The sequence below is a fragment of the Mycoplasma collis ATCC 35278 genome (assembly GCF_000701825.1).
GTDB lineage: Bacteria > Bacillota_I > Bacilli_A > Mycoplasmatales > Metamycoplasmataceae > Mesomycoplasma_A > Mesomycoplasma_A collis.
This window is the reverse complement of the sequence record NZ_JNJY01000020.1, coordinates 1-14,173: the sequence shown is the minus strand read 5'-3', so window position 1 is coordinate 14,173 and position 14,173 is coordinate 1. Positions and strand designations below refer to the sequence as shown.

General features: G+C 23.7%; 9 protein-coding genes. 5 read left to right on the top strand and 4 right to left on the bottom strand.

All coding sequences use genetic code 4. The annotated features are described in order from the left end of the window. From T403_RS0103550 to T403_RS04455, 4 genes are all read right to left on the bottom strand, one after another. The coding region (locus T403_RS0103550; RefSeq protein WP_033161443.1) for a hypothetical protein at positions 1-1,014 on the bottom strand (1,014 nt) is incomplete at its 3' end. Between the two features lie 181 nt (positions 1,015-1,195). Further along, the gene (locus T403_RS0103545; protein ID WP_033161442.1) at positions 1,196-8,065 is read right to left on the bottom strand and encodes a DUF1410 domain-containing protein; all 6,870 of its coding nucleotides are present in this window, start codon (positions 8,063-8,065) and stop codon (positions 1,196-1,198) included. 18 nt (positions 8,066-8,083) lie between these two features. Next, complete coding sequence (locus T403_RS0103540) at positions 8,084-8,293, bottom strand: hypothetical protein (protein WP_033161441.1); 210 nt, start codon at positions 8,291-8,293, stop codon at positions 8,084-8,086. Between the two features lie 124 nt (positions 8,294-8,417). Next, positions 8,418-8,609 (bottom strand): hypothetical protein, encoded by a 192-nt coding sequence (locus tag T403_RS04455; RefSeq protein ID WP_156933563.1) that lies wholly within the window; start codon positions 8,607-8,609, stop codon positions 8,418-8,420. A gap of 386 nt (positions 8,610-8,995) precedes the next feature. On the opposite strand from T403_RS04455, the gene T403_RS0103530 reads away from it, so the two are divergent. The 5 genes from T403_RS0103530 (at position 8,996) to T403_RS0103510 (ending at position 13,849) form a co-directional block, all read left to right on the top strand. Next, positions 8,996-9,781 carry a MurR/RpiR family transcriptional regulator gene (locus tag T403_RS0103530; protein ID WP_033161439.1) on the top strand — a complete coding sequence of 262 codons (786 nt, stop codon included), beginning with the start codon at positions 8,996-8,998 and terminating at the stop codon, positions 9,779-9,781. A gap of 211 nt (positions 9,782-9,992) precedes the next feature. Further along, a complete protein-coding gene (gene glpO, locus T403_RS04170; RefSeq protein ID WP_051619156.1) occupies positions 9,993-11,111 on the top strand; it encodes a type 2 glycerol-3-phosphate oxidase in 1,119 nt (372 codons plus the stop codon). A 39-nt stretch (positions 11,112-11,150) separates the two neighbouring features. Further along, entirely contained in the window at positions 11,151-12,674 is a 1,524-nt protein-coding gene (glpK, locus tag T403_RS0103520; protein ID WP_033161444.1) for a glycerol kinase GlpK, read from the top strand. Next, complete coding sequence (locus T403_RS0103515; protein ID WP_033161438.1) at positions 12,674-13,417, top strand: MIP/aquaporin family protein; 744 nt, start codon at positions 12,674-12,676, stop codon at positions 13,415-13,417. The genes glpK and T403_RS0103515 overlap by 1 nt, the downstream gene beginning before the upstream one ends. A gap of 246 nt (positions 13,418-13,663) precedes the next feature. Further along, positions 13,664-13,849 (top strand): hypothetical protein, encoded by a 186-nt coding sequence (locus tag T403_RS0103510; RefSeq protein WP_033161437.1) that lies wholly within the window; start codon positions 13,664-13,666, stop codon positions 13,847-13,849. Positions 13,850-14,173 lie beyond the last annotated feature (324 nt).

The following is a 14,173-nucleotide window of genomic DNA, read 5'->3' as shown; positions in this document are numbered from 1 at the left end:
TTTAGCTTTGGAAGCGTCCATCATATCACTACTACTATCAGATTGTTCGTTTTGACTCATATTTTTTTTATCTTTTCCACCTTGCGCTCCACTTGATTTAGCCATCATAGCGTCTTTTTGCATATCGCTTGGTTCTCCATTTTCAGCAGCAGGTTGATCAGCTTGAGTTTCTTGTGTGTTAGTTATAGCTGATTTTAATTTAGTTTCAATTTTTGTTAAAGCTGCTTCAACACTAGTAATTAAATGAGTTAATTTGGCAGCATCAGTTGTCTCAAAAGCTTCTTTTAATTTTGTTGCTTGAGCTTTAATTTTGTCAAGATCATTTTTCTTTGTTGTTTTTTTAGCTTCTTCAGAAATTTTGCTTGTAAATTCGGTAATTTTAGCATCAATTTGATCTGGAGAGTTAATTAATTTATAAATTGAGAATATTTCTTTTAATTCTTCTAATGTAACCTTATCTTGATCTTTTAAATTTGTTTCAGTTTTAGTTAATTCTTCAATTTCTGAAATTGTTTTTTTGATATGAGCAATAAGTGAATTTTCTAATTTATCGTAAATTTTAAATTCAAATGTATCTTTATTAGCGATTTCAACTTCTTCACCATTTAATCATAATGAATGAATTTTATATGTAGCTTCTGTAGCTGTAGAATTGTCTTCTTCAGCTAATTTTAAACCATTAAATGAAAACACAATTTCTTCATTAGCTATTCCTTTAACTGTGTATGAAGCATCTTTTTCATCATCTAAATGATTTTCATGTTTTCTTCCAATTATTAGCTTTAATATTTGATCTTTTGCTGGTTTTTTAGCTGAAGTAAAATCTTTTAAATGAATTTTTGTATCAGAAACTATATTACTTCCTTCTACAACTTTAAATGAAGCAACATTAGCTGTTACTTCTGATTTTTTTACTTCAGATTTATTTGATCCACAAGCTAAAACTGTAGCAGGAACAAATCCAACTGCAGATATAGTTGCTAATGTTAATCATATTTTTTTATTTTTAATCATTTTTCTCCTTTGATTTTAAATATAAATATTTTTTTAAAAATTAATTAAAAACAAATTATAACAATTTTTTTAAAAATATTGTTTTTTTTTTTTTTTTTAGGTTAATAGATAAGTTTTTTTATCTTAATATTTTTTATAAAAAAAGCTTATTTAACTTTTTTTTAGTAAAAATAAGCTTTTTTTAGTTTTTAGTAAAACTTTTATGACTATCAGTTATTTGTGAAATATCAACTTTTGTTAATTTATTAATAAAAGTTTGATCATTTATTTTATTTTGATCAAGCATATCTATATCAGCGCTTTTTCCTAAATAAATAGCAACAATTTCATAAGTTCCATTATTAAAAGATGAAATATCAGAACTTATAGCATATTCTCCATCATTAGAATCAGTTTTTTTAGTTGCATTTAAACCATTTGAAAAATGTGCTGCATTATTGTTTGTTGTATTTTTATAATGAATTTTAATTTTAATATCATTAGAACTTAAATCTAATAATTCTGATTTAAGTTGATATTCTGTATTACTTTTAAATTCTGGGTTAGTAGATATTTTAATTGCTTGATTTTGAATTTCAACCCCAGAACTAGTATCGTTAATAATATCATTGTTATTATTAGTTGCATCTAAATTAAAGGCTGGAACTTCTAAATTAGCAAAACTTAATTTAGTTATTTTATATTTAACATTAGCTTTAGGATTATTAATATTAAATGTTAGTATTTTAATTTTATTATTATCAGATTTATATGCAATGTTTATATCATCGCTTGTAACTGTTATTTTTTTACTTGGATCATTTAAATGACTTTCTTCAAATAATTCAATAGTTAAATTAGCTTTTGAAGCATAATTAATAACATTATCTTCATCATTTAATTCAAGTTTTACAACAGCTTTATTAATAGTAGATGTTGCTTTATCAAAAGTAATATTTGAAGCATTAATTTTAGTTGTAGATGAAGCTTTAACTTTAAATGAACCAGTAATAGCATTACTATTTTGAATTGGTAAATCAAAAAAGTTATCATTATTATCTTTAATTTTAATTTTGCTAAATACATAGTTGTGGTTAGCAAATAACTCGTTAGCAGGGATGGACACTTCTAATAATGAAGTTTCAATATTACCTCCATTATTTTCCGCTTTTATTGTTGCAGTCGAACTTATAACAGTTTTTTCTATAATATTACCATCATTATCAACTATTTTAGTTTTAAATTCTAGTGCTATTTGAGCATTTTGAATTCTTTTTACTTGTTTTTCAAAATAGAATTTAATACCTACTTGACTATTATGAGCATATTGTGGAGGTTGTTGATTAGGATTAGTTTGTTGAGTAAATTCAATTTTTTTGAATTTAACTGGTTCTCCTTCAACAGAAATTTGTTTAATAGAAGAATCATCATGAATTGATGTTGTATTAATGAGCTCTTTATTATCTGCTATTTTACTAATTCCATTAACTTTAATTCCTTTATTTGCAGCTCTTGTTATTTCACCAACAAAAGCAAGATTCACAGCATAATCAACACCTTCTTCAATTTTATCATTTTTGAAAGTTTGTACCTGATTTTGAGCATTAGCTTTAAATATAGGTTGACCATCAGCACCAGAATTAGAAACAATTTCAAATTTATAATCAACTTTAAATGTTCCATCTTGCTGTTTTAATAATTTTTTAGTTTGAGCAAATTTATAATCAAAATTTGTTCCAATAGGATTAAGTATTAATTCAATTGCATCATCATCAGTTAATACTTCATCTAATGAAGATACTATATAAGAAATATTAAGATATTTTTTACCATTTTCAGTAGTGGTTGATTTTGTATAACTTGCCACTTTCGTTTCTCTTGGTTTAGTTGTAAATTCTGGAATAACAAATCCTAGATCTTTAAAATTATTTTCAACTGGTGTTGATTTAGTAATAGCATCAGTATCACCTACGTAAATTCTAAAATTATTATATTTACGGTTTGAAACTAAATCACTAAATTTAATTTTTACTTTATTATCGATAATACTAAAACTATTTACTTCAGTTATTTTAACACTATTAGATTGCGAACCTGCAGCTTTAGGGTGATTATATGAAGGTTGATCTTGAGTAATTTCAGCTCTAAATTTGATTTTATTTTTTAATGCTTCATTATTTAAATGAGCGTTAGTATTATCAAATAATAATTCTAACTCCACTTCACCTTGAACTTTATTATTTACAACATTTTCTTTTAATTGATAGTTAGATTGTTTAAATTTAAGTTTATTACCAAATTCAAATTTATCATTATTATTTTTATAATCTTTTTTAATAATGATAATATTTTCATTATTTGTATCTTTTCAGTGATTAAATGCAATATTTTTTAATTTAGCATTTTTATCATTAACTAATGAAATTTCGATTGTATCAAGTGTATTTTGAATTTGATTAATAGATAGCTGATTAGTTTCAATTTCTAAATATTTATCAAAACGATTTTCATTTTCAACTTTATTAACTACTAATTTTGCACTTATTGGTTGAATATTATTTTTGTTTTGATTTAGATGATCTTTTAATGTAATTTTAGCATCGAGCATTAAATCATTTACTAAAATTTCATCTTTATCTTCAAAAAAGATTTTTAATTTTGCTTTAGTTAATGAATCAGTTTCTTGTTGTTCAACTTTTGAAATTTTTAAAGAATTTTTCTCAGCTGATGCATTTGTTTTGAAACTATCTTTTTTAGCATTAGCATCTTCAGGATTAATAACTACTGATTGAGTATTTATTAAATTTTGATCAATATTTTTTAAATCTGCAGCATCATTATTAAGTAAATAATATGCTTTTTTAAGTTCATAAACTCTATTACCTTTAATTTGCGAATCATTAGTTTTAGTAAAAATAATATCACCAGCTTGCGTTTTATCAGTTATATTTGCACTTAAAAATACTTTTTCCATTTTATCATTAAATGTTGAATGGTATTCTAAAACTAAAATTTTATTTTTTCATTTTTCTAAAATATTAGAAAAATTAATTTTAACTTTTGGAGTTTCATTTAAATTATAAGCATCTTTATCTTGTCCAGAATCATCTACTGATTTAATTGATGAAACTTGTTTTGTAGAATCAAGAGTTATAATAGGTTTTTCTTTTTCAGTTTTAGCATCATTATCAAGAGCAAATAAATCTTTTTCTTTTGGTTCGTTACCACTTCCATTATTACCATCAGTATAACTATCAGCAAATGGATCTTTGGCTATATTATCAGAATAGTGAGGTTTTTGATTATCAGGGTTATTTTCATTTACTTTTGTTGCTGGTTTAACACCAACAAAAGTATAATTTTCATTTTCAGTTAAAGCTTCAATAACTCCTTCAAATTTTGCTTTTTTATTTTGTTTTTGACCGTTAATTGGATCAGAGACACTTGCAGGTTTTACAATAGCTTTTTTAAGATTTCCTTTAGAGTCTTTAACAATAACTTCATATTCTTGATCTTTATCAAAAGGAGCATCTTCTGATTCAAGATCAAAAGCAAATTTTAACTTATCTGTATCAATTGGATTTATAGATAAATTTTTAAGTTCACTTTTACCTTTTTTAGTAATAATCTCATTGGTTTTGATTTGATCATTGCTAATACCAGGTTGTTTGTTTTTTTGTGCAACAACTTCATAACCTGCTTTTTTAAGATTTTCAACTGAAGTATTTGCTTTTTCTTTTTCTTTTAGATCATCTAAAGTTTTATCAGCATTAAAAATAACTAATTTATCAAATTCATATTTACGATTAGAATGTGGTAAATTTAAATTAAATTTAAGTTGTTTTTTACCATCTTTTTCTATTATTTCTGCAACTTCAGTTCCATTATAAATAACATCATCATCTTTAGTAGTATTTTTATATTTTAGAGCAAATTTGTTTGCTTTAATTTCATCATTAGTTAAATTAGTATCAATATCAATAAGCACTTCAATATTTTGTGCTTTATTTGAACCAGGGCTTCAGCTTTTATCATCTTTTGTTGTAATTGCATTTACTGATAATTTTTTGTTATATTGTCCATTAGTAGTATCAAGGGCACTATCTCTAGTTTTGTCATAAATAGTATTAGAATTATCATCTGGATTTAAAGTATTATTTTTATCTTCTCCAAAAGCATTTTGCGGATATTTAATACTTTTTATTGAATATGTTTTATTTAATCCTAAATCATCTTTTAAAATTTTTAATTTTTTAGTTTTATTAGGATCGTTTCCTGTTATTTCATAAGAAATTTTACTTTCAGGAACTTTATATTCAGAGCCTTGTTCATCAACTAAAATAACTTCAGGTTTAGTACTTTTTGTATCATTAATAAGGTTTTTATTATCATCTAATTCAACTTCAAATGTAGCTTTATCATATGCATTATCATTATTAATATTAATTGATTTAACCGCAATTTTGTTTACATGTTTAACATCAACATTTGCAGATGTAGGATCTTTTTCCTTAAGATTATCAAAATCAACTAAAGCATGACCAGTTTTAATACTGTTTTGATCATTATTATTTGATTTATTTTCAGTTTTATTTTCTTTAATAGCTTTAAGTTTTAATACTTTATCTTTTGGAAGTTCGTTTTTATCTACAACAATTTTACCATCAGCATCAACAGTTACTTCTTTTAAATATGTTTGTTTTGGATTATCATCAGTTTCAAATTCTAAAACAACGTTATCATTTGGTTTGATTGTTTTTGGTAAATCTTCAATAATAAGCTGATTTTTATTTTTATCATCAGTTAAAGATTGAGTAATTTTTGGTAATTTATGCTCATGTTTTTTATCTTCAGGAATATCGGCGTTTGAGACAATTACATTATTATTATCAGCGTTAAAAATTTTATCAATTTTTTCCCCTGGTTGTAAATCGCTATCTGGGATAGATAAAAGTGTTTTATTTTCTGGATCTCTTTTAACTTCTATTTCTCTTGTAACACCAGTTTCTGGATTAACTATTAAAGCTTTAATTTTTGTCTTATCATCTTTAATTTCATCTGGAGTTAGTTGTTTTTCAACGTCGAAAATATATTCTTTTCCTTTTGGTGTTTCAACAACTGAAAAATTATAATTTTTTTTATCATCTGGAGCTTGTGCAAAGTTAACTAAACAAGTTTCACATTCTTGATCACTAGAATCATCGCCACGAGGCACAAAACGATCTAAAGTTATATTTTTCCCTCTAAATTTTGAACTTGTTGCTTGGAATACACCTTTATCGTCAGTTGTTCCTTCGATAACAATTTTGTTATTATTGCTATCATAAGCAATTAAATCAATCCTTTTATTTGCATTTTCTTTACCTAAAGGATAACTAATATCAATAGTTTTTTTATCTTTATCATTTGGATCGTTAGGATCTGGATGTTTGATAGAAAGACCATTATATTCAGCTTCAGAGACATAATAATCTTGCTTATGATTATTGGTTAGTCCAAAATCTTTAGTTACATCTTCAGTTGTATCATCTGGATTAACTTTTTCAATTTTTAATAATCTTGATTTATCATTTGAAACACTTGGAATTTGAACATCTAATAATCTAAGTCTTGGATCTAATATTGAAGTTTTAGGATTAACATCAACAGTTTTTACATTTCCTTGATCATCTGTGAAAGATACTCTATATTTATCATTTGTGTCTAATAAAGGATCTTTATCACTTAAAAATGGTAATAATAAATGTTCTTTTTTGTTTTTAGTATAACTAGTTCCATCTTGTTTAGAGATTTTATCTAATTGATCAACATCATAAACATCATATGATATATTAGGGTTTTTTTGATCTTTTGTTTTTATTTTTTTAAGATCTCATTCAAAACCACGATAACCATTTTTCTCTAAATCTTCTTTAGTAGGTAAAGCAACATTTCCATTTTCATCGCTAATTTTTGTAATAGTAATTGTTTTTTTATCACCATTAGGTAATGTTGCTTCATAATCAAAATTAATTTCTTTATTAGCTTTATCTTTTCCAAGAGGTATATTAAACATATCATCACTATTCCCGTATTTATCAAATTGATATTGTCTACGATCAAGTGCGTTAATAGGTTTATCATTTAACTTAATATTATTAGGATCAATTTTAATATCTTTACCTAATTTGTCAATATCTTCTTTATTTAATGTTCCATCTTCATTAACTTTTATTTCAGCACTCTTTTTTTCACCATTTTCTTCATAGTCAATAGTTATTTTAGAATTTGGTTCAAAACTTGTTTCTACTGGTAATTGTCATTTTGATAAATCATTTAAATCTTTATCATATAGAACACTTGGTTTTCCACCTATTAATTCCGGTTTTTCTTCAAACTCTTTTTTATTTTCGTCTAATAAAGGACTTCCATCAACATTAGATCAACTTTTAATTCCATAAGAACTTGATGGCGATATATCATCAAAAATATCTTTTGGCTTAACTGAAGCAACTCCATTTTCATCAGTAGTAACTTCAACTTCTTTAGTTTGATTTTTATTATCTATAACAGTTATTTTGACTTTTTTATTTGCATTTTCTTTACCGAAGTTTTTTTGTAGAACTAAATCATTATCACTATTATGATAATTTCTTTTATCAATAACTTTGTTTGGAGAAAAAACATGCTCTAAAGAAATAAGTTCTTTTCCATTTTCTTTATCTTTAGCGGATTTTACAGTATATTTTTTACCTTTTGGTAAAAATTCAGTATCAACAATTAATTCACCTTTATCATTAATTTTAGCTTCTGTAGTATATTCGTTATTTTGATCATCAACAAAAGTAACAGAAACTTCTCTATTTTTTCATTCTGGTAAAAGTTGTGCATAAAATTTATTGTTATTATTTTCATCTTTAATCATTCTAATAACATTTGGCACCATTGAAATTTCAGCATTATCCAAATTATATTTGTTTATTAATCATGGAATTGCTGATAAAGTTACAGCAGAAACCCCTGCAAAAGTCCCTAATAACGCTAATGCAGCAATTTTTTTCTTATTTTTGTTTTTATTTTGATTTTTTTTCATAATTCTCACCTTAAAATTTTAAATATAGTTCATTTTAATTGAATCTTTAACCATTATTTCAATTCCGCCAATAATAATTACAGAAATAACAATCGGCACTGTTAATAAAGTAATTAAATTTAAAATACTAAATGTTATTTTTTCATATCATGAAAAAATAAATACTAAAATCATACCCAAGAGCAAAAATAACAATAATATAAAAACTGTTGGAAGAACCAAATTCATCTTAACTCTTGTTTTTTCGATTATTTTTGAATTTTTTCTAAAAAAGATGACTCATAGAATTGGAAAAAGAAAAAGAAAAATTTTTCCTTTTAACTCTGATTTTGTTTGCTTGATAAAAATAATTTTAAATAACGTTATATATATAAAATAAAACAGAGCTGAATGATGGGAAAACAACATAAAAAATTAAAAAACTAAAATCATTATTTTTTAATTTGTAAACATTTAGAAAATCAATAACTCATAATAAATGCGAAACAATAAAAATTGATAATAAAATAAAATTATATAAACTTAGAATAGTAGTTTTTTTCATATTTCCTCTTAATAAAACTAAAAATGGTTTTTTTATAATCAAAAAATTTGTTATTATTTTAATAAAATTTAAAATAAATTTATATTTTAGAAAAAACAAAAAAACCATAAATAACATATATAAAAATAATGTCAAAATATGTTTTTGTTTACTTTTTTATTTTTATTATAACAAAAAAAGCCTAAAACATTATATTTTTATAACTTTATATATTATAAAATAAAAAATAATTAAATTTTATAACTGAAATTTACATTTTTTAAATATTTTATTTTTTAATAACTTTATTAAATTTTGTTATAAAAATAATTTGTTTTACAAATTGTTAATCATTTGTTTTTTTAATTAAAAAATACAAATAAATAATTTTTTATATAATTTAAAATATGGAAAAAAATAGTGAAAAATACAATATCATTATTACTTTAAATAAATTTGCTAATCAAAATATAAATTTAACTTACAAAAATATTGCTAGCGTTTTTTTGCAAAACATTAGAAATATCAAAAGTTTGCCAATCAAAACAGTTTCTAAACAAGCTCATTGCTCACAAAGTTCTATTTCATTTTTTGTAAAAAAAATAGGTTTTAATAACTATAAAGAATTGCTATTTGAATTAGATTTATCGTCAAAATTTTTTAGTTTTAATAAACAAGAAACTAATGAGTTAACTGATGAAAACAAAATTTTAAATTATTATAAAAAAATAATTTCTAATATTAATTTTGCTTTTTTACAAAATAAACAACATTTAATAAAAATTGTTGATTTAATAAAGAAAAGCAAAAGAATTTTTATTTTTGGAAAAGGATCAAATATTGAACCTATAATAATATTTTCTAATTATTTAATAAAAAATAATTTCAATACTTTTTATTCATATGATTTAGATGTTCAAAAAAAATGAACTGAAATTTTAAAAAAAGATGATGTGTGTATTTTTTTATCTTTTTCTGGACTAACAAAAGAAATAATTGACATTTTTAATAAAATAAAAAATAAAAAAATTAAAACTGTAATTTTTTCCTCTAATTTTGACTCTCCATTAATAAAAAATTCAGATTATTATTTGTTAATTAAAGAAAATGAAGATGTTTTTGAAAAACATACCAACGCAAGAATAAGTTATATTTTTTTAATTATGCAAATAATGAATTTATTGAAAAATTAAATTATTTTTTTAAATTTATTTTTAAAAAAAAGCTAAAAAATTATAACATTTTATTTTTTTTAATCTTTAAAATATAACAAAAAAATACTTCATTTATAAAAAAAAATTATTTATTTTTTTTATTTATCATTTTTATTTTTTTAAAAAAGCGTTTTTTAGTAAATAATAATATTATGTAAATTGCTTAAAAAAAATAAAAATGAAAGGTAAAATGATTAAAAGATATGATATAGCAATAATAGGCGGTGGAATAATAGGTGCAAACATTGCTTATGAATTATCAAAATATAAAAATAAAATTATTTTGTTAGAAAAAAATATTTCATTTGGTGAAGAAACTTCAAAAAATAATTCAGGTGTTATTCATTGTGGATTTGATGCTGAAAGTCATAAAATTGAGGCAAAATTAAATGTTTTAGGAAATAAACTTTGACAAAAAGAAATTTTTCCTAAAATCAAATTTAAAAGACAAAAAGTTGACTCTTTAGTTATAGCTTTTAATAAAGAAGAAGAAAAACATTTAAATTTATTGTATGAAAGAGGACTAAAAAATAAAGTTAATCCTTTACATTTATCTATTTTAGATAAAAAGCAAACATTAGAAAAAGAAAAATTCTTAAATAAAGATGTAACTTCTAGTTTATTATGTACAAATTCATGAGCTATCGATCCTTATGAAGCTACTAACAAAATTATTGAAAAAAGTATTGAAAATGGTCTGAAAACTTCACTAGATTTTGAAGTTAAAAAAATTGATTTTAAAAATTCAATTTTTTCAATATATTCGCAAAAAGATGAAATTATTCATGCTAAAATCATTATAAATGCCGCTGGTCATTATGCTGATGAAATAGCAAAACTTGCTAATTATAGTGATTTTCAACAAACCACTAGACGTGGTGAATATATTGTCTTATCAAACAATATTTCTTCAAAAGTTACAAATATTTGTTTTATGGTACCAACAATTCATGGTAAAGGTGTTATTGTAGCTCCGATGACAAATGGTAATTATTTAGTAGGACCAAGCGCAGAAAATGATGTGCCTAAAAATACAACTTCTTATATTACTAAAGAGAAATATGAACAAATTGTAAAAATTGGAAATATAATCATTCCAAATCTGGAAACAGAAAAAATAGTTTCAAGATTTGCAGGTTCTAGACCAATAGAAATTAAATCTAATGATTTTTATATCAAAGCTGCTAAAGAAAATAAAAATTTTATTAATGCAGCTGGGATGCAATCTCCAGGTTTATCTTCTGCTCCTGCTATTGCTAAAATGATTATTAAATTAATTAATAAAAGTGATTTAAAACTAAAAAAGTAATTTAGCAATTTACTAATAAAAAAAATAAAATGGTGAAAAATGGAAACTAATAAAAAATATGTTATTACATTAGATTCAGGAACAACTTCCTGTCGATCATTAATTGTTAATAAAAAAGGAAAAATTGTTGCTATTGCTCAAAATGAATTTAGCCAATATTTTCCAAAATCAGGTTGAGTAGAACACGATCCTCTTGAAATTTGAAATACTCAACTTTCAACTATGCAAAGTGTTAAAAACAAAGCACAAATTAAATCAACAGATATTGTTGCCTTAGGAATTACTAATCAAAGAGAGACCATTGTTGTTTGAGATAAAGAAACAGGTCTTCCTGTTTATAATGCTATAGTTTGACAGGATCGTAGAACTTCAGAATTTTGTGATCAAATTATTGCAGATAATAAAAGTGATTTTTTTAGAGATAAAACTGGTTTGATTATCAACCCTTATTTTAGTGCTACTAAATTAAAATGAATTTTAGATAATGTTCCATTAGCTAATGAAAAATTAGCCCAAAATAAACTATTAGCTGGAACAATTGATACTTGATTAATTTGAAAACTTACAAATGGAAAAGTTCATGCAACTGATGTATCAAATGCTTCAAGAACTATGCTCTTTAATATTCATACTTTAGAATGAGATCAAGAAATTTTAGACTATTTAAAAATACCAAAAAGTATTTTACCTAAAGTACAAGCTTCTAGTGAATTTTATGGATATGTTGAAAGTAGCTTATGATCAAATAAAGCTTTAGGAAAAGTGCCTATTACTGGTGTAGCAGGAGATCAACAATCAGCTTTATTTGGTCAAATGTGTACTGAAGTTGGAATGGTAAAAAATACTTATGGTACAGGTTGTTTTACACTAGTTAATACTGGTGAAAAACCAATTAAATCACAAAATAGACTTTTAACAACTATTGCTTGACAATTACAGGATAAAAAAACAATTTACGCTCTTGAAGGTTCCGTTTTTGTAGCTGGAGCTGCAATTCAATGATTAAGAGATTCTTTAAGAATTTTATATAATGCTGCTCAAAGTGATTTTTATAGCTCTTTAGTAAAGGATAATCAAAGAGTGTATGTTGTACCAGCCTTTACAGGATTAGGAGCTCCTTATTGAGATTCATATGCAAAAGGAGCGATCTTCGGTCTTGAAAGAGGAACAAAAAATGAACATATAATTAAAGCTACTCTTGAGTCTGTTGCTTATCAATCTAACGATTTAATTAAAGCTATGGAAAAAGATTTAAAACAAAAAATTAGTATTTTAAAAGTAGATGGAGGAGCTTCAAAATCTGATTATTTAATGGCTTTCCAAGCTTCTATTTCTAACTTAAGCGTGCAAAGACCTAGCGATGTTGAAACTACCGCTTTAGGGGCTTCTTACTTAGCTGGTTTAGCTGTTGGTTTTTGAAAAGATGTAAAACAAATTCAAAAAATTATTAAACTTGATAAAGAATTTACTCCTACTATACCAAAAAAAGATGTTTCAATTTTATTAAAAGGTTGAGATCAAGCAGTTAAAAGAGTTTTAAATTGACAAAAGGATATTGAATAATGGAATTAGATATTTTAGGTGAATTTTTAGGTACCTTAGTTTTAATTTTACTAGGTAACGGAGTGGGAATGTCTACCCACTTAAAAAGAATGCTAGCTAATCAACAAGGAAAATGAATTATGATAACCCTTGGATGAGCTTTAGCTGTTTTAATGGGTGTTATTGTAGCCTTTTCATTAAATGCTCCTGCTCATCTTAATCCTGCAGTTTCTATTTTTGCCCTTATTTCCGGCAAACTAGTTGTTTGAAAATTTTTCATTTATTCTTTAGTTCAAATTTTAGGAGCTTTTAGCGGGCAAGTAATTTTATATATAATTAACTATAAAAATATTAAAGAAACAAATGATTATAACCTAATGCGTGGAATGAGTGCAACAGGTGGAGTATATAGCAATTTTAAAGAAAAAGGACTTACTCAAAATCTTTTATATGAATATGTAGCTACTTTAGTTTTAATTGGTGTTCTTTTTGCCTTATCTAAAGGTGTAAATGTTAAAACTTTCGAATCTTTAGGGGCAATACCAATTTTACTATTAATTTTATCTATAGGTTTATCACTAGGTTCAGTAACAGGTTATGCTTTAAATCCTGCTCGTGATTTTGGTCCAAGATTAGCTTTTTGATTATTTAGTCTTTTTGTTTGAAAACAAAAAAGCGCATCTGTTCAATGAGAATATAGCTTTGTGCCAATAATCTCACCATTATTAGCAGGGACAACTATTGGATTATTAAGTTTAATTTAAATATAAAAATATTTTATACAAAAAAAAATATAAAAAATAAGATATAAGAAATCAATATATTTTATAATTTAACTATAGAAAATTGTTAAAAGGAATTATGAAAAGAAAAAAATTTTAAAATTTTTAACATTATTTTTAGGTTTTACAGGCGCAGCATTTACATTTAGCGCTAGTACAAATATTAAATTAGAAAAAAATATTTTAATTAATGATGAATTAAAAGATGAAAAAATAATTGAAAGAAAAATGGTAAAATACTCTCCATTAAATGTTGGTAATGAGATCGATGATGAAATTACTAATATAAATGAAGTTAAATTATTATTAAATTATGAAGTAGAAGATTTCGAAACAATAAATGAAAATAAAAAGTTTTTTACAAACAAAAACAATGAATTTATTAATTTAATTAAAGAAAAAATAATTATATAAAAGATTCAAAAATTAGTGAATTATCTCCAATTGTATGATTCTATTTCGAAAATAAGAATGATAAAGATAAATTTTTAAATTTTATTAAAAATGATAATTCTATATTTAAAATAATTAATTTTACTTATGAAGCAAAACCAACAGTTTTTATTGATGATAAAAATTGTCCTGATAAAAAATGTATTGAAAAATTTAGAGAAGCTTTTTTGAATTTTGATTCAAAAACTGAAAAAAAATTAGATATTGTTTATAAATATCCTGTGAGTTTTACTAAAAATAATTTAAATATTATTAATGCTGAAGGGCTCTATTTATCTGATAATG